This window comes from Mobilitalea sibirica (assembly GCF_015999265.1).
Classification (GTDB): Bacteria; Bacillota; Clostridia; order Lachnospirales; family Lachnospiraceae; genus Mobilitalea; species Mobilitalea sibirica.
In genome coordinates this window covers 261,250-279,775 of record NZ_JAEAGR010000001.1, presented here as the reverse complement: position 1 = coordinate 279,775, position 18,526 = coordinate 261,250, and the positions used below count along the sequence as shown (strand labels likewise).

Genomic DNA, 18,526 nt, shown 5'->3' with positions numbered 1-18,526 from the left:
TATAGTCATTATTTAGTCATTATTTGATTCCTTAGCTTAAAGTATACTGTACCATCTTAATCTAAAAATAATATTATTGCCAATAAACTTCCATATTCGAATGTATCACTTGAAGTAGAAATCGTCTATGTCCAACTAGTACTAACAAACTAAAATTGAATAGTACCTCTTCTGTCTCCATAGTACCCCATTTATAAACTCTGTTTAAATCAGGTTCTACTGTGCTGATTTCACCTTTAACGTCTAACTTTTTAGTACTATAATCCTCCAAAATAGCAAATAGCAAATAGCGAAGATGCCCAAAAGTCACCTTTAAAGCATCTTCCTATTCATCCTATATTTATTTTCTTTTATTTGATCCTAATGTTATCGATATAAAAGCTCGAAACATTAAATCCTTTCAGATAAAGATAGGTATCTTTCCCGCTTAAATAGTAGGTCGTTTTCAGTGTTACCCATTTATATCTGTTCTTGCCAATACCGGATTCTGCTTTTATATCCAGAACAACGCTAGTTGCATCCATTCCCGTTCCTTCAATCACTCCCATCTCATAAAAGACCGGCAAGTTCGCTTCAGCATTATATAACATTGAAACTTCTATGGTAATGGCTGAACCGGATACTGTTGGAGCTGTGATGGCTGAGCCGGATACAGAAGGTATGGTAATGGCTGAACCAGAAACTGTTGGTATGGTAATCAAGGTTTCCGATCCACTGTTTACTAGCGGAATGACTATATATCCATCCTCACTTGACTTATCAACTCGTAATGCCGGATCGCCGCCAAGTGTAGGAACGGATATTGCTGCTCCGGAAACTGCTATTATATAATCTGCCAAACCCTTGTCAAAGGTGTCTGAATATAGTAACCCACCGGTTAAAACAGGTCCCTTCATTGCTTTTACAGTATCAAAGAAAGTATCATAGGTATCAGGATCTTCAAATATACTGGTCTTTAACTGACTTAAATCCATTCTATCATCAATCAGACCATAGAATTTTTTATTCGCAAACTCTACCAGATATCTGGTGTCCTCCAGCGTGAATTTATGTCCCACTGCATGAAGATGGATACCGATATTGTCACCCAGACCTAAGCTGTCATAGATGTTTTGTGCTGCCAGATAGGAAACATACATCGCCGCCGGATTCGTCCAGTCCCCTCCTGTAAGCTCGCCCGTAATGAGGAAATAACGATCCTCATCCGCTGTTAAAGCAGCTAAGAAGTGCTGATCAAACGGCAGTTGGTGCGGACTGGAAAACTCCAGGAAGTTATCATTAAACCAGTGTGCCTCTCCACCACCCTGGAGATTACTTAGCTGTTCGTTGGCTCCAGGGGTAAATAACGGTTCATCCTGGAACTTTTGCCATGTAGCGGTTCCCTGCTCTGCACCCTGCTCATCAATAAGTTCCTTTAACTCAATGGAAGAATAATCGTATTGTTTTCCTGCACTCATATATCGGAAGCTTGCCATTCCACCTGCACCGGAGCAACCGGGTACCGTAATTTTAATACGAGGTTCAAAAGCTCCTGCTACTGCAGCGGATTTACCGTTTCTTGATATACCTGTTACCATGGTGTTGACCGGACTAATATTCAGCTCGCCGGACAAGGCCATATCATCTTCTAATACATCAATTATCTTACTTACACCCCAGGTCCAGGCTAAGAGTACACCGGTCTGTTCATCCCATCTCTGACCATAGGGATATAACTCATAAAAAGCACCGGTATGGTTTCCATTGTCAGCCGCAATCGCATTATTGTCATACTCGATTACCGCATATCCGTTATCAATCAAATACTGCTTTTCTGTTCCTCCTAAAGAACCGATTACGATCAATACCGGATATCCGCCATCCTGAGTTGCCGGTTTTTTTGTAATGATATTTTCTCCGCTCACCGGGTCTACGAATACATCTCTTGGGAAGGTTGCCGTAGCCATGAAATTAACCGCTTTATCACCCTTCGCTACAGTTATTCGGATAAACTTTTCATTCGGTGCCGGTTCTACCGTCTCTTGTCTGACAGTCCAGGTCTCCCAATCAAAAACCCATCTTGTATAAGAATTAAGATATTCGTACATCACAGACTCGCCGGACATATCAGGAACCACTCCATACATATAGTACTGATACATATCTGATATTTCGGCCTGGCGCTGCTCCCATTCCTCTAAGGTCGTAACCTTACTGCCATCACGGAAGGTAAAAGCATCCGGTAGTATAGAGTTTAGCGGTAATGCACTTGGCTTTGTAAAACCGCTGCCATCATTTAGACCATCAACTGCCGCCTTTAGCGCCTGATATGCCTGATTAATCTCAGCTTGGATTGATGTTTTATCAGCAGCAACACTCTCTGCATTAGCTAAGGGTTCCGTGATACTATCTTTATTAACATAGGCATCCAGATACATCTCCTTCACACTGTCAATATAGGTTAATAAAGCATATGGATTCGTACCTGTCTGTGCTCCTTCTGCTTTTCCCTCTAAGACCATTTTACCGAGCAAACTCGGGTTTTGATATGCATTTCCTGTCGTATCAAAAATCGTAATGGTTGTGGCTCTGTTACCATTTTTAGCTTCATTAATCTGTAAATCAAAGCCCATCTCCATTTTGTTAACAGGTACCGTCGTATCGGCCCATATAATTACAGCCTCTATGATATAACCGTTATTTACCCCAGCTTCGTCTTTGGTTATCTGGGTCTTGGTATAAAAGCGTGTCTTCTCACCGTTATCATGGGTCCGCATATTATCAAAGTTTACCCGATAATGTAAATCATCGCTTTGGTACGAACCGGCCTTATCGTATAATTCATCCAGGAATAATTCCAAGGAATCCTGCTGATAGCTAGCCGTATTAGACTTATCAAGATTACTGTCCTTGATGGCGGACAATATATAGAGTCCATTGTCATCCCACATAAGACGGTGCTCTGCTGTTACATCTGCCTGTGCTCCATAAACCTCTGGAACTATGACCTCGGCTTTCTCCCAAACCTCATCGATAATGCCATCGACGAAGGGAGAACCGAACGTAGCCGTAACTTGCTCCGGTATTACAGTCGGCTCCGGTGTGGAGGGAGTTGGTGTTGAAGGCGTTGACGGGCTTGGCGCATAACCCCCGGTCTCAGGACTATTCGCAACTAAAATCTCAGAGTTACCGTCAATCTCTATTCTAATATAGCCAGTACCTTGCAATATGGGTATCAATTCATCCGAAGTCGTATTTAAAATTGTTTTAGATGCTTCTACCGAATTCAAATCAAGTGTAAACTTCTGCGTTGCATTGATGAGTAAGGCCAGGTTTGTCTTAATAACGGAACCTTTATGGGATATCGTAACATTTGGAACCTTACCGCTCTCTCCCCGAAGCTCTATGTTTCCTGCTGCATTCACATATAAGTTAAGATCTCCCCTGACTTCAAGGATCGTCTTAGCGTTAGATTTCGTGATATGTATCGATACAGAGGCACTTTCTTCAATGACTATTCTAGAGGCATCCGTATCGATTGTTATGCTATTACCCTTCGCATATTCATGCCATGTATCACTCTTAATCGCATTCACTTGTATATCATTGAATAAACCATAGTTGTTAACCGAACTGTTCGGGGCATCTACTATTAATTTCTTATCCCTATAATCCCCCTCAGGAATGTGAAATTCCATTTCATCCTCCGTTGCTATTTTAATAGCCAATGCATCCGTTAATAATGCTTTCTCTAAAGAGGTCTGATTATTTACAGTTACGGCTGATGTAACCGTTATTGTTACACTATCGGCGATTTCACCGGACAGGGTTGTCGCTGTTATTTTAACATTACCGGGTCTGATCCCTTTTACAAACCCTCTGTGATTCACCGTAGCAACATTGGTATTATCGGATGTCCAGTTAATATAATCCGATGACTTGCTAGGTTCATATGCTTTATTTAAATTATAGGTTTCACCAACAATCATTGTATCTATTTTATTGATGATTTGAACTTCTTTTGCAGGGTTTTTCGATGCCTTTCTTACATAAACTACTGCACCCAGTTGGTATTTACCTTTTGGAGTTGTGATATCACAGGTTATATTCGCTGTACCTGTTTTCTTGGCTTTTACAACACCAATTTTATTGACGGTTGCTATCTGTGTATTACTACTTTTCCATTCGTATGAAGAGCCTGACTTTTTATTTTTTATATTAAAATCATAAGTATCTCCTACATTCATATACCGATAGTTTGTCTTGCTTAATACCGGCGTAGTCGAGTCATTTGTAGTATGGGCATATACCTTTTGTTGACTCATAATACCAGATGGTAATATTATGACCACCGTAAGTAAACATGCCAACATTCGTTTTAAATTAAAACTTGTAACCCTTCTCATGCTATCAACTCCTTCTCTTTTCATAGTTCTATAACAATCTCTATACCATGAAATATAGAGTTTATTATCCTGTTATTTTTAATACGATAAAAGATATAAATAAACGTAAGATAGCATTTTCGTAAAAGTCCTTATTACTTCTTAAGGAAAGAACAAAAATCAATCTGCCATATGATATAGGACATGATATTGATACATTTATGAATTGTAAATATATGGTATCTTTATTCTATCTCTAATACGTGGTATTGTCCAATAAGTATAGGGTTATAAATCATATATCAATTCACTTATACATGATTTAACACTAATAACATCCTTGCATGGATTGATCTTTTTTAACTATAACATTCTCATTTACTTCATAATACTTCATAGATAAAATGGCACCAATAAACTTATTTACCATGAAAAAAAACCATTGATTTAATCGATTAATTGAGGTTTTGTAACCCAAATCATCTTATCATCAATGGTTTCTTATTAATACGCAAGTAGATGGATAACTATATTATAATTTCTACTTCTAACGGTTTTCTACCTAGCAGTTCTACACTTCTTTGATCCGGCTGGCTGCCTCCGACATAGATTTTAAACCTCTTACTGTCAATATACCTGTTCCCTTCGTCGTCCACAATCTCAAAAGCTTTTTTATCAACCTTCAGTTTTATTGTTTTCTTTTCTTTCGAAGAAAGTGATATTCGCTCAAATGCACATAAATTATGGTTTCTGACAGCATGCTTAGATTCTAAATCCTTCATGTATACTTGTACAATTTCATCTCCGTCGTATTCTCCTGTATTTTGAACCTCAACTTCGACTTGAAGTAGGTCCTGTTCTGTCTTAAGCTCTGTCCTTAGATTCGAATACTCGAAGCCGGTATAACTTAAACCATACCCAAAAGGGTACAAGGGCTTTCCTTCAAAATAACGATAAGTACGGTTCTTCATTGAGTAATCCAGAAAATCCGGTAAATCCTCCTCTCTTTCATAGAAGGTAACCGGAAGTTTTCCTGACGGATTTACTTCACCAAAAAGTATCTTAGCGATTGCCAGACCACCCTCCGAGCCGGGATACCAACCCTGAATAATTCCTTTCACATTCGGCGTATCCTGAAGCCATTTCAAGTTCATTGCACTACCAGTTAGATTAACAACAATTATATCAACCCCGGTTTCAATTACGGCTTTTAACAGATGTATCTGGGAAGCAGGTAAATCCATCGATTTATCTGCCTTCATTAGTTCATTACCCTTGGAAGGATTCCCGTTATCAACCTGCTCTCCTTCAAAACGGCCATCCAAGCCTACACACACAATAGCAAGACCGGTTCGTTTTGCAATCTTAACGGCTTCCGAGGTTCTGTCATGGGGCATTGCCCTAGGTTCCACCTTATCTTTTATAATGTGGCAGCCTTCGGAGTAATATATTCTGGTGGTTTCATCCACTACACTTTCAATACCCTCTAAGATAGTAATATATCTGGTAGGTGTACCGACATAATTACCAATGAGTGCTGTTCGACTGTCCGCATTCGGACCAATCACTGCGATATGCTGCGTATTTTTTGGTAAGGGTAAGATACCCTCATTTTTTAACAGAACAACGGACTTCTCAGCTGCCAAAGTAGCGGCTTCCCTATGTTCCTTACATGCGACCTTATCATAGGCTATCCTGTCATATTCACAATCATCGGAAAAAAGACCTAACCGAAGCCTCGTCCTCATGGCATGCACCGCCGCTTCTGTTATCTCCTCTTCCGTAACCAGACCTTGTTCATAGGCCTGTAAAATATATAGATAGATATTACCGCAATTGATATCACAACCCATCTTTAAGGCCAAGGCCGCCGATTCTTGTGGAGTAGAGGTCACCTTATGATGCTCATGAAAATCTGCCAACGCAAAACAATCCGATACATAATAACCTTCAAAGCCCCATTTATCCTTTAAAATATCCTGCATCAATAATTTACTGGCACAGCAGGGTTCTCCGTTGGTTCTGTTATAAGCACCCATAACACTTTCCACCCGGGCTTCTTTAACACAGACTTCAAAAGCAGGCAAATAGGTTTCCCATAAGTCCTTATCCGACACCACTGCATTAAACTCATGTCGGAGTTCTTCCGGCCCGCTATGAACTGCGAAGTGTTTTGCACAGGCGGCGGTTTTTAGATATTTTCCGCTTCCTTGTAGTCCCTGTATAAAGCTTTTACCAAGTTCAGAGGTAAGATAAGGATCTTCGCCATAGGTTTCCTGTCCCCTACCCCATCTAGGATCTCTGAATATATTAATGTTAGGTGCCCACAAGGTCAAACCCTTATAAATATCCCGATCCTCTTCCTTACTGTATTCATTATACTTTGCCCTTGCTTCGGTGGCAATGATGTCCCCAATCTTTAGCATAGCCTCTGAATCAAACATAGCCGCCAAGCCAATTGCTTGCGGAAACATGGTCGCTGTTCCAGTTCTGGCTAAGCCATGTAAGGCTTCATTCCACCAATGGTATCTTGGAATACCTAGCCGTTCAATCGGAGGTGCATCATACCTTAATTGACTTGCTTTTTCCTCCAAAGTCATTTTGTCTACTAATTCTGTTGCCTTTAACGTAAAGTCCATGCTTATACCTGTCCTTCTTGATATACTGTCCTTGAATTATAATCATAATAAGTAACGTTATCCTATTTATTATTTTCAAAAATTTATAACCCTATTTATTAAGAAACTAACAAACTAATATAATTATCTAATCAGTATGTAGTCATAATCAAGATCACTATTTATGGTTCACTTTATTCTTCATCTTTTATATAAAGTATTCCGATATGGTAACAATGAATGGGATTGTAACCGCACATAAAAGAGTCGTTACTGTAAATATTTCTGCTGCCAAGATTGAATTCTTTTCATATTTAATGGAAAACAATATTCCGGTCGTGGCTGACGGTGCTGCCGCCATTATGATTGCTGTAATTAATACCTTTTCATTGATTGGGAACCGGCTGTAAATCATCAGCAATATGATTGGAATTAGTAAAAGCTTGAGAAAGGTAACAAAATACACTCTGTATTTTGTGAGTAGCTTAAGGATATTCGTCCTACCTATGGTAACACCTGCAATCAGCATAGCAAATGGTGTATTAATTCCTGCTATATGTGAAAATGCTTGGTACATAACCTGGGGAACTCTGATTTGCAATAGAAAAAATACAAGTCCTATTACAATCGCTATGATAGAGGGTGACATAAGTTTCTTTAGCATGCTTTTTAGACTCCATTCACTGCTACCCTGCATCATAATAACCCCATGGGTCCATAGGAAAACATTGAATATTGTAATAGAGGCAGTTACATAAAAAACACCTTCTGTTCCAAAGATACCGTTCACCAAGGGAATTCCCATAAACCCAACATTGGCATAGACACTGGATAAACGTTCTACCTCTACATCTTCATTTTCTACCCATTTCTTAATAACAATCCCATCCATAACAATTTTCTTTCTCTTTTTCTTTTTAATAAGCACATAGGCAATAATAATACTCATAATATGAGTAACTAGGGCCAGTACCAAAGAAATTAATAACCCTTCCATCAGATCTGTACTAAATTCCCTCTGATAAGAGACGAAAATCACCATAGGATTGACTAGCAGCAATAAAATATTGGATAATTTACTATTCGTAGCTTCATCAATCAGTTTTATTTTATAACAAACAACACCGATAAGAATAATAACAAAAATTACTAGAATTTGATTTAATGTAATACCTGCCAGTGACATAATTTTCAGCTTCTCCTATGCTACAGTGTTGATTGGTGAACCCTGGATAAATGCTTTTAGATTCTCTACAGCGATATTCATTAGTCGCTGTCTTGCTTCCTTCGGGGCCCAGGCAATATGAGGTGTTATAATGATATTTGGAGCAGATAAAAGTGGATTATCCATACGAATCGGCTCTGTGGACACCACATCTACTGCTGCCCCAGCTACTTTTCCACTGATTAGGGCATCTCTTAAATCCTCTTCTACAATTAAGGGACCTCTTGAATCATTGATAATCAATACCCGATCCTTCATCTTACTTATGGTTTCTTTATTAATAATTCCTTTTGTCTCAGGGAATAGTGGACAATGAAGGGATATTACATCAGAACCCTCTAGCAGCTCCTCAAAGGATACCTGCTCTATATTATCATCTAATTGGTCTTTATCGATAGGGCTGGGATTGTAAGTAAGAATCTTCATTCCAAAAGCCCTTGCTATTTTAGCGGTTGCCTGACCTATCTTACCAAACCCTATAATGCCCATCGTCTTATCTACTAGTTCAATCAAGGGGTAGTTCCAGAAGCAAAAATCCTGCGAATTCGTCCAGTCTCCCTTTTTTACGCAGTTGGAATGATCTCCGATATGATGACATAGCTCCAATAACAGAGCCATCGTATACTGAGCTACGGCGTCCGTTCCATAAGAAGGAATATTGCTTACCACAATCCCACGGCTTTTGGCGGCTTTAACATCAATAACGTTATATCCAGTTGCCAAAACGCCGATAAACTTTATATTCTGACATTTTGCCAAAATCTCCTCCGAGATAACCGTCTTATTGCTGTATACAATTTCTGCATCTCCAATTCTTTCAATCACCAATTCCTCAGGGGTTCTGTCATATACCACCAGATCTCCTAACTCTGCTAGTCCGTCCCAGCTTAAATCACCGGGATTTTCTGTATATCCGTCTAATACTACTATTTTCATACTGTCTCTTTCCTTTCATCTGGTTTCCTTAGTCCTCCAATAACGCCCATGCCCGGTTAATAACTCTCTTTGTATTCGCCAGGACGATATCGCCATCCTCACCCTCTCTGAGTGTCACTTCCAACGAAAGCACATAGGGATTGTCTGCTCTAAAAAAGCCCTCTTCCTTTAACACTCTGAAAAACTCCAGTAGCTCCGGCGTATCATTGGCACTGTTCGGATATCCGAATCTTGGATGTTTATCACCGTATGCATCACAACCTTGTTTTACAACTGCATTTCCTATATGAAAATGTGTTATATACGGCTTTAAGGTCTGAATCACAAACTTACTGGTTTCATATGTGGTAGGAAAATGGGATAAATCCACCATCAGACCAAAATTCTTACATATGCTTCTCACATCCGCTGCAAATTTCGCTGCATAAGGAGCAGGCCCGATCAAGGCTGCCTTATCCATATCAAAATCAAATACTTCCAGATTAACGCTCATATTCTTAGTTGCAGCGTAATTACATACATTTATCGTAGTCGTAAGGAGTTGCTCATAGGCCTTATCCTTCGTCTGTTCTTCCCACTTGCCGGCTAAGAAGGCAATGCCTTTCGCTCCAAGGTATTCAGCCTCATCAATTGCTTCGATTAAGGTCGCCTCTGCTTTTTTACGTCCTTCCTCATTAATATCATTCGGATTGAGTCCGGTGGATAACAGACGGGGCTGTGCTCCATAGCATACCTTAATATGGGATTGCTCTAACAATGCCTTAACTTCAGCCCGAAGTGAATCCTCCTTAATCTGTGTGATCTCAATCGCGTCAAAATAATCGTCCTTTAATATCTTACAAAGGGATTCCTTATAATCGTACATTGCCGGTGGATAACTCATCCAAAGAATGGTCCCCACCTGAAAATATTTATGAATACTGTCTCTCATGAAACTACTCCTTTCCTATAAAAGTTATTTAAATAAATATGAACTTTATTTTCATTATAATGATGTACATTTTTTTATTAATACTACGATGTATTTCTAAAACATTATTTCGATTGCTTCATACTCCTGTAATTCATCCAGTAAAATATATGCTATTTGATCTTTATATTCGTAGCTTACATCCTGCCCTGACTTCAATGTGTTCATCGATTTGGGTTCCTTCGGAACCGGTATCTCCAATTTTAAGTGGTACATTGGAACCGGGTCAAAGAAGCTTAATCCAAAACAGCCACTGTTATTGACAAACTGAACAAACAGATTACCATTTGACCGTTCAGAGAGACTCACCTCTACCATAGGGTTAAGACTTTTGGCAATGGATTTTATATCACATAGGTTCATCAAGATATCCTGCATAAACCAGAAGGTGTTACTATGTCCGCCCAGGTTATAGAAGGTCCCGGGCATCCAGGGGATATAGACGGCATAACCTTTCCCAAAATTGTATTTTGTTACGCCCGGAGTATCCGTAATTTCTGTAAAATAACAGCGCTCCGGAGGTCCATACCTATGAGGAGGAATTAATTTTAAGAATTTTTCTGCATCCTCCTTTACAGTAGCGTGGATAAAGCTGTCACCAACCGGAATAACATCCGTATCTGCATAGGAGGTAAAAATTTTCTTATCCTTCGCTTCAACCAAAAACATCGAAGATACCATGTCATGACGAATAGAATTAATCCGTTCTACCCCAAGGCTCTTGATTACCTGTTCATCCCGAATACCGGTGTATGGATCATATAATCCCGTTTCTCCGGTCGCAATTACTCTTCCACCGTTTTTGACATAGTCATCAATTTTGTCCGCTTCCTCTTTTGATACAAATTTGATATCCGGTAAAAGCAGTAGCTGATACCGACTTAAGTCTACATCCATAAATTCCGTAGGAAGTACCTCAGCAAAGGGTATATGACTTTCTGTCAAGGTCCTTATCCATCCCTTTTCTTCCGGACTTGCCACCCAGCGATGGGTTCGTTTCATCAAAATCTTTGCTTTGGATTTAAGTCCTGTATAGGCTTGTTCATGCTTGGCATGAAAGGCAAAAACCTTCTTTATCCTCTGAAAGGAGGACCGGTCCAGATGGTTATCAATTCGTCCGATCAGATAATAATCCAAGGCACCTAGATTAACCAGATTCTGCCATAATCTAAGCTCCTGAAGGGCCGGAGTTACGGAGACATGGCGGAAGGCATATCCGATATATTCCACGGTTGTATTGGAGCAGATGATATTGCTGGTACCGTCGCCAATGATGACACGACAATTACTGGAGGCATGATATTGCCAATGGGGTAATCTGGTCTTATATTCCGTAGCTGCTTCAATTCGGGCGTAGGCTTCATCATCAAAGCAGATTTCCTTATTGATGCCCTTAACAAAGGCAACCATTCGCTCCCGATATTCCTTAAGTATTTTGTCCTGAAACTGGAGGTACTGGCCATAAACAGGATTGTTATAGTCCTCAGCTTCCGGTAAATCCTGCCCATACAACTCCCTGAATTTTCGTTTGCAATTATCACAGTGGCAATAGCCGTAATCTTTAAAGTCATAATCTTTTGTCTGAAAACCACCCATATTACAGAATAATCCGTCAAAGGGAATCGTCTCAAACATTTCTTTTAATATTTCAAAGGCATACTTTTGCTGATAATCCCCGTTAATGCAGCACTGCACATCCCCGTTGTAATCCATAACTTGGCCGTCCTTTGTCCGAAACGCCCATTGTGGATGCTGTTCATAAAGAGTTCTTCGAACCTTCGAAAAATCCGTTCTGGCTAATACTTTAATGCCATTTTTGTGACAAAGGTCCACGATATCCTTTAAGCTGTCTCCGTGCAAATATGAGCTTTGATAATGATAGGGCAGCTTTGTAGGATAGCTGGCTATAATGCCTGCTGCATTGAGAAGTACTACATTCGCCTTGAAATCCAACAAATCCTTCACAAATTGCTCTGCATTGATATCCTCCATATCGATTTCACGTAAATTAGTCTGTATCATTCTCCAGGGATAATTCTCCCACCAAGCCATAATAATAACTCCTTACTGTATTTTTTAACATAGTGTACTTAACGACCTCTATAATGTTTAATTTATTTAAAAATCTTTGTATCCTACTGTATTCATAATGTTATCTGTAATGCTGGAAATATATTTGTTTCTTTCATTATCATTCTGTCTAAACATATATCAACAGTTTTAATTTTTCAGGGTTTTCAATTTCTATTACAGTTTAATTTTACAGCTTTTATTTTTTTTCATATATGTGCAATTTATTTTTGTATTTAAACTAAAATAAAAATTCCTTGTAGCTGATATCTCTTTTCTTGTTATTCTTCCAAGGCTAATAAAACATCTAACTCAGCTAATCTGTCAAAACGTTTTACATCCACATAAGAACATAAACGGGTCAGCACCTGTGGTTTGTACATGGCTCTTGACTTGGAGGAATATATCTTCCACAGATTGGCCGCTGTTTTTAAAAGCTCTACAGCCTCCTGCTGTAGTTTTTTATCTCCGTTTTTACGGTAGGTACAAAGCAGGACTGCTGCCTTTAATTTGGTTGCATAATATCTTCCCAGATAACTAAGAGTTTCTATATCATCTAAGGTATATTGAAGTTCCTGATTACCTTCTGCTTTCTGTCTAATGAGATTTACCCCCTCTAGAGCCTGTTCTGCATAAGAAAGAATTGTCTCAGCCGTTCTTAGGGGATCAATTTTGCTTAGTGGCTCACCCCGGTACATTGCTTCGCAGTATTCTGATACGCTGTAATAATCTCCTCCGGGAATACTCTTACACCGGATGAATTCGTTGATGTCGGCAAAGACAAGTTTATCCGTCTCGAAATCATACATACAGCAACCTTCCGGATACCACTGAAAATCATAATCATGCCAATGTACCTGATTGAATTCCTGTAGAATAGAGGATGCATGCTTCCAGCTATCATATAGTTTCGAAGCTTCTATCTTAAAATAACTGTTAAGTTCATGAATAAAGTAATCCTTCGAGAGATCCATATTATAGGATAGCTGGCCCCAGATCGTAAACATATACCACATTTTTTTGATATATAACGGATGGGATAAATCCCTCTCATCCATATAATCCCTACCCCAGGTATAACCGTCTGCTCCCATATAAAACCCGGTCATTTCATCCGACGGTAGATTTTTGATATACTCTCTGGCAAACTCCGGATCTCCCCAGCGATACATATAAAAATCATCGTTACGTATCGTTAACCATATCTTAAGATCTTTGGCCTTCTCCTTTAAAAAATCATGAATGAAGGCAGGCTTAGTACTGGAATACATATGGGCCTGAGAATACTTAAAACTAATGCCAAAGGGGCAGGGAAATTCGCGAAACTCTTCTATAATACTGTCATAGGCTGTATATTGCATCCTATGGATAAAGCGAAACTCCCTCTGTGGATGATCTGCCAGATAGTCCTTTACCCCTCTACCATAGGAATCAGCCAAAAACGGGATATCCGTCTCATCCCTTAGCATGTGTTCACCAGAGGTAATACCGATGCCTGCCAGTAAGGGGTAGGTCTCCATCAGAGCCTTTGTTCCACAGTAGATGTAATCCTTCGTTACCGGATTATGCTGATCGCAGGTAATCCCATAGGGGTTATTCTCTGTGCCATAGACAAATAAATTCCAGGTAAAGATAAATATCTTAATGCATCGGTTCTTCGCATATTCCATCACTGACTGCCAGAAGGATATTTTATCGTCCATCGTCATCTTCTTCACGGTTACTAAGCTTTCTTTCATATCCTTTGTATACATTCCCCAGCCGCTAAGGTCTGCTTTAATGGGTCTGGTTGTTATTTTCACATCTTCCAGAGCTGTTAGTGGGTATTCAGGAATACGTACAAGGGAAGGAAAAGGTGATAGAGACCATAAGGACAATACATTATATCGGTTTAGAGCCATTCGATCCAAAAACTCTTTCCAAAACTCAAAATCCCACATATTTTCTATGTTTAGAGATGCAGAATCCGATGCATCGGAATAACTGGGTGTTCTGGCATCTAAGGGAATATTAAACTTAATCCCTCTATATTCCAGATAAGGGATAACCGAAATATCCGATATATCTTCCATACCTTTCCCATGGCTAATCTCCTTACTTAAATCCAAAACACCGTACATAACACCGGCTTCGTCCGCTCCTGTTATGGTGACCGTATCCTGTGTTGTTAACCTTTGATAGCCCTGCGGTTTCAGCTTTCGGTCCATGAAAAGCCTTAAATGAAAGGTATTGTTTTCTGCACTTCTATACATCAGTTCCTGTTTCAGTTTATCGAGTGCAAATTGAATTGCCGGTGTTAATTCTACATTGCTTATAATATTAATCATCACATTTTCCTATCTATTGGTCAATCATTTTGCCTGATGTTTTGTCAGTAAAGATACCAATGTTATTCGCAGTCTTAACCCTGGCGAGATTGGTATCCGGAAGTTCCATAACTGTTATCTCCGCAAGATATAAAACCGTTGTTCCCGGTTCTAGATGTCCTGCATAGGTACCGTTCTCATCCGAACAGACGATATGAATATGTGGCTGCCCATCTACAAACATACCCTGTAAGGAACCCAGCTCCAACGGCTTCTCAATCGTTACAAATTCCTCTTCCGGTACATTGCTGAAACTGGTTACCCGGTGATATACTACTTTTTGCAAAGCTCCTATTCCACATAGGATAACTGCATCCTTAATTCCGGCTTTATTTACTTCTTCCGTAATTTTCTCAAGAAGCAGATCTCCTCTTTGCAGATCAAGTATCAGATAACGATGTGGCTTATTTCCTAAAATCATAGCAAACCTCCTTTATAATAGAACTGTTTCGTGAGCACATAGATTAGTTTCTCTCTTTAGGTTTTTAGGGCTATCGATACAATCTTATAGAAACTATACAAAGAGCTCCGTCATACCTACCTAAGTTAACTAATTTATATGAGTTTCTTACATTACATAGATAGCCAAGATTAAGGTGTGCATATTCAGCCTTATTAAAAGCTTATGATATTATAAATAATGCTTAGTATGCTCGATACAATCATTTTTGTACGAGACAGGCATACTAAGCATCTGTATCAAACTAGTGTATGTGGGAACTCCGTGTCTCGCCTTAAAAGAAAATCTATTATTATGCGACAGCCCCATGAAATATCATCACTATTGTATGATATCTTATTTCATTAATCGTTCCAGTGTTTCATCCGGTTCTAAACCAAGGTTTTGGTAATGCTGGGTTCTTACTTTAATATCATCCTCTAACTGCATTTTAGCAAACTGTATTACGTCTTCAGCAACTTCTCTGGGGATAACTAAAACTCCGTCATCATCCGCACAGATTACATCACCAGGTTTTACGGTTACACCTGCACAGTTAATCGGTACTCCGATTTGTCCTCTCTGTACTCGGCCATAAGCATGGGTGAAGGTTCTTCTGGTACAGAATACCGGTGCTTTCTCAACATTTGTCTCATAGGAATCACGGCATCCGCCGTCAACAACAACTCCTTCTACACCACGCTCCATCATGGTCAAAGATATCTCAGATCCCCATACACCGCCACGGATACCATCCATATCGATACAAATTACCATATCCTTAGCGTTTTCTTCATTCACGGTGTCAACAAAGTTGTAGATGTCGTTACAACCTTTACCCAGCTCTTCTCTCCACTCTTCCACTGTTTTACAAGTTTTTACTTTATCCTGTTTTGGAAGCAGTTTAACCGTGTGAGCGAAGCCTTTGAATTCAATTCCCGGACGAAGAGGTCTCATCTTCTCATCCATAGTTCCTTTGTCTACCAGACCTAGGGCATCCATTGCATCTGATAAATCTGCACATCTGTACTTTCTAAGCTCTTTAATTAATTCCTGATTTGTCATCATAATATTATTCCTTTCTCTTGTTAGGTATCATTTTTGCAATAGTCCTATTATTTCATTTATAATAACCCGGTATCATAATCATTGCACCATGCTTATGATACACAGATTGTTTACTTCCAACATTAGGATATCATGTATAATAATGTGTTACAAGGTAATATCCTATACACTTTTTTATTTGAAAATACTCAATATTGTATTTGATTAAAATATAAATATTCTTATTGTTTGAATTCATAACTCTGCTTACAGGAACAATTGGTATGGCCACTCAATTCCATGCTAAGGATTTTTCTATAGCTCACTTTACTTTCATGGATAGACTTTTATATCAGCTCACTTTACCTTCACGCTGATAACAGCGGCATCCCGGTTTTGTACGGTGATTAAAAGACGTTGATCGGATAATATTTTTAATCCCGTTCCACGAAGACAGCTTTCAGGTATTACCCTATCTTCTAAAAGCTCAACCTCCACTTCCCGGTCGTATTCCGTACTGTTGAGAACCCAGAGGTATATGTTTTTATTATGATCTTCCCATACCCTTCCTATAACTCCGGGATTACCATTAATCCGTAGTCTTTGCCTCTTTCCGCCAAAGGTGAGAAGTGATTGAAACCAATTTCTCGTTTCTGTATCCTCATTCAGATAATATCCATAGCCTGGCATAGAACCAACCATCATGATACGACCCTTTCCATAAGTGTCACACACAACAGCATTCTTTCCATCCGGATATGTTCCTGTTACACAAGTTGATTGACCGATCACCTCAAATTCCTGTCGGTATACCCCTCCATGGATTGGACCTTTATTCGTTTGAATGATTAATTCCTTATGTTTATCCGGGCCCAGATGAACCTTTGACTGACGGTAACCGAACTTTTCTTTAAAATTACGGTTAGGCTGTTGTTCCATTCCATGACCTCTATCATTAAAGTATCCAAAACAGCCTTCACTGATTAAAGTACCTCCGTTATGAACCCATTCACTGATCCGATCCATATCCTGGTCCGAGATGGCAAGCGGATAGGGAACATAGACCATATCATAATGATTCAGTTGATGAAGTCTTATTATATCTGCCTGTATGGAAGCATCGGTAAATGCATTGTATGCTCCGGTCAGACATTTCGCATAGATATCTGTATCTTTATATAGGGAATAGCATAGAGCTTGCGAATCCTCCAAAAGAAGGATCGCACATTCACCTTTTACCGGATTTGCCTTCCATAGGTCTGTTTGCTCCGGTGCATTACACCAGCTTTCTATGGATGCGACCATTTCGGATCTCTCAGTCGGTGAACCGTCTGGTGCATACCAGCCGTATGCATGGAAAAGTCCTCCTTCACAAAGCGGCCTCCATCTCGGATTCATAAATACTTTAGATCCGGTAACAAAGGTAGACATTGCATCATATCGTATATTTTCTGGAATGGACATGAGGTCCTTATCACTTTCATAATCGGTTTTATCACTGCGTCCGTCCCAGGTACTGTCTCCGATGGCTTCCGCTCTCCAAAATTCCTTGCCATCGCATGCAAGACGGGTCATATCACCACTCATTAGAGAACGGCATTGATTTGAATACCAATGGGTATATCCATATAGATCAGCATAGTTCGGATAGGCCCAGTCATCACCACAACAGGTGGCAATATCCTTATGGGATTTCGCATTGCCATGGGCGAACACCTTATGATTTGGATCTGCATTCCTTAAAACTTCCGATTTGATTCGGAACCAGTATAACTGGTTTTCATTATGAAATTTGATAGAATCCATAACCTCAGGATAATTTCCGACTACTCTTGGAAGCTGTACCTGATTCCAGTCCGTATAGCTATAACGAAACCAAGCTTGATTTAACTCATCTAAGTTGTCATATCTCCCCTTCAACCATTCCCGAAAACGTATTTGTGTTGAAGGACAATAACAGAGTAATTCCGGTGTATACAGACTGCATTCGTTCCAAACATCATAGCCGTAAACAGCCGGATGATCCTGATAGCGTTCTCCCAGGGCGGTCAGGAAGCTTTTCACACCCTTTTGAACTTCAGGATGATCCATACACATCATAAAAGTACCGCCGGTTACACAGGATGAGCCTATATCATTAAATCGTTTCTTACCTTTATAATCTTCCCTAATTGCTTCGGGATATTTTGCACAAAACCATTCCGGTGCGTAATCGCTCATTTCTGCGATTACGGTTTTTATTCCGTATTTTGCCGCTAGCTCCAACTGCCGATCATAAGGCTCCCAGTTATAAACACCGGGTGCGATTTCTATGGCAGACCATAGAAACCAGTGACGAAATATTGTCATTCCATCTTTTGCAGCCTGTTCATAATCCCTCTCCCAATCCTGCCTGGGAGGGTTAGAACGTCTGTAATAAACTGCACCAAATTCCACCGATTTTTCGTTTTCATTTTTATTAACCATGTTAGATCTCCCTTGGGTAATCTAA

10 protein-coding genes are annotated in these 18,526 nt (G+C 39.6%); all 10 read right to left on the bottom strand.

Translation table 11 applies throughout. The features are described 5' to 3' along the window. Window positions 1–350 precede the first annotated feature (350 nt). The 10 genes from I5677_RS01150 to I5677_RS01105 all read right to left on the bottom strand — a co-directional run bounded on the left by I5677_RS01150 (window position 351) and on the right by I5677_RS01105 (window position 18,501). Entirely contained in the window at window positions 351–4,385 is a 4,035-nt protein-coding gene (locus tag I5677_RS01150) for a glucuronyl esterase domain-containing protein (RefSeq protein ID WP_197659717.1), read from the bottom strand. Between the two features lie 506 nt (window positions 4,386–4,891). Then, window positions 4,892–7,003 (bottom strand): glycoside hydrolase family 3 C-terminal domain-containing protein, encoded by a 2,112-nt coding sequence (locus I5677_RS01145; RefSeq protein WP_197659716.1) that lies wholly within the window; start codon window positions 7,001–7,003, stop codon window positions 4,892–4,894. 187 nt (window positions 7,004–7,190) lie between these two features. Continuing rightward, a complete protein-coding gene (locus tag I5677_RS01140) occupies window positions 7,191–8,168 on the bottom strand; it encodes an AEC family transporter (RefSeq protein ID WP_197659715.1) in 978 nt (325 codons plus the stop codon). A 15-nt stretch (window positions 8,169–8,183) separates the two neighbouring features. Then, on the bottom strand, window positions 8,184–9,143 hold the full coding sequence (locus I5677_RS01135; RefSeq protein ID WP_197659714.1) for a D-2-hydroxyacid dehydrogenase: 960 nt from the start codon (window positions 9,141–9,143) through the stop codon (window positions 8,184–8,186). 28 nt (window positions 9,144–9,171) lie between these two features. Then, the gene (locus I5677_RS01130; RefSeq protein ID WP_197659713.1) at window positions 9,172–10,074 is read right to left on the bottom strand and encodes a sugar phosphate isomerase/epimerase family protein; all 903 of its coding nucleotides are present in this window, start codon (window positions 10,072–10,074) and stop codon (window positions 9,172–9,174) included. 96 nt (window positions 10,075–10,170) lie between these two features. Continuing rightward, the gene (locus tag I5677_RS01125; RefSeq protein ID WP_197659712.1) at window positions 10,171–12,165 is read right to left on the bottom strand and encodes a beta-galactosidase trimerization domain-containing protein; all 1,995 of its coding nucleotides are present in this window, start codon (window positions 12,163–12,165) and stop codon (window positions 10,171–10,173) included. Between the two features lie 299 nt (window positions 12,166–12,464). Next, window positions 12,465–14,510: a beta-N-acetylhexosaminidase family protein gene (locus tag I5677_RS01120; RefSeq protein WP_197659711.1), complete on the bottom strand. Its 2,046-nt coding sequence runs from the start codon at window positions 14,508–14,510 to the stop codon at window positions 12,465–12,467. Between the two features lie 13 nt (window positions 14,511–14,523). Continuing rightward, a complete protein-coding gene (locus I5677_RS01115) occupies window positions 14,524–14,970 on the bottom strand; it encodes a PPC domain-containing DNA-binding protein (RefSeq protein ID WP_197659710.1) in 447 nt (148 codons plus the stop codon). Between the two features lie 375 nt (window positions 14,971–15,345). Further along, entirely contained in the window at window positions 15,346–16,056 is a 711-nt protein-coding gene (locus tag I5677_RS01110) for an RraA family protein (protein WP_197659709.1), read from the bottom strand. Window positions 16,057–16,392: 336 nt separating this feature from the next. Then, on the bottom strand, window positions 16,393–18,501 hold the full coding sequence (locus I5677_RS01105; RefSeq protein ID WP_197659708.1) for a beta-galactosidase: 2,109 nt from the start codon (window positions 18,499–18,501) through the stop codon (window positions 16,393–16,395). Between the last annotated feature and the right edge of the window lie 25 nt (window positions 18,502–18,526).

Excerpts from the sequence above, each read along its gene's own strand:
- I5677_RS01150 (WP_197659717.1), bottom strand. The coding sequence starts at position 4,385 with ATGAGAAGGGTTACAAGTTTTAATTTAAAACGAATGTTGGCATGTTTA.
- I5677_RS01145 (WP_197659716.1), bottom strand. The coding sequence starts at position 7,003 with ATGGACTTTACGTTAAAGGCAACAGAATTAGTAGACAAAATGACTTTG.
- I5677_RS01140 (WP_197659715.1), bottom strand. The coding sequence starts at position 8,168 with ATGTCACTGGCAGGTATTACATTAAATCAAATTCTAGTAATTTTTGTT.
- I5677_RS01135 (WP_197659714.1), bottom strand. The coding sequence starts at position 9,143 with ATGAAAATAGTAGTATTAGACGGATATACAGAAAATCCCGGTGATTTA.
- I5677_RS01130 (WP_197659713.1), bottom strand. The coding sequence starts at position 10,074 with ATGAGAGACAGTATTCATAAATATTTTCAGGTGGGGACCATTCTTTGG.
- I5677_RS01125 (WP_197659712.1), bottom strand. The coding sequence starts at position 12,165 with ATGGCTTGGTGGGAGAATTATCCCTGGAGAATGATACAGACTAATTTA.
- I5677_RS01120 (WP_197659711.1), bottom strand. The coding sequence starts at position 14,510 with ATGATTAATATTATAAGCAATGTAGAATTAACACCGGCAATTCAATTT.
- I5677_RS01115 (WP_197659710.1), bottom strand. The coding sequence starts at position 14,970 with ATGATTTTAGGAAATAAGCCACATCGTTATCTGATACTTGATCTGCAA.
- I5677_RS01110 (WP_197659709.1), bottom strand. The coding sequence starts at position 16,056 with ATGATGACAAATCAGGAATTAATTAAAGAGCTTAGAAAGTACAGATGT.
- I5677_RS01105 (WP_197659708.1), bottom strand. The coding sequence starts at position 18,501 with ATGGTTAATAAAAATGAAAACGAAAAATCGGTGGAATTTGGTGCAGTT.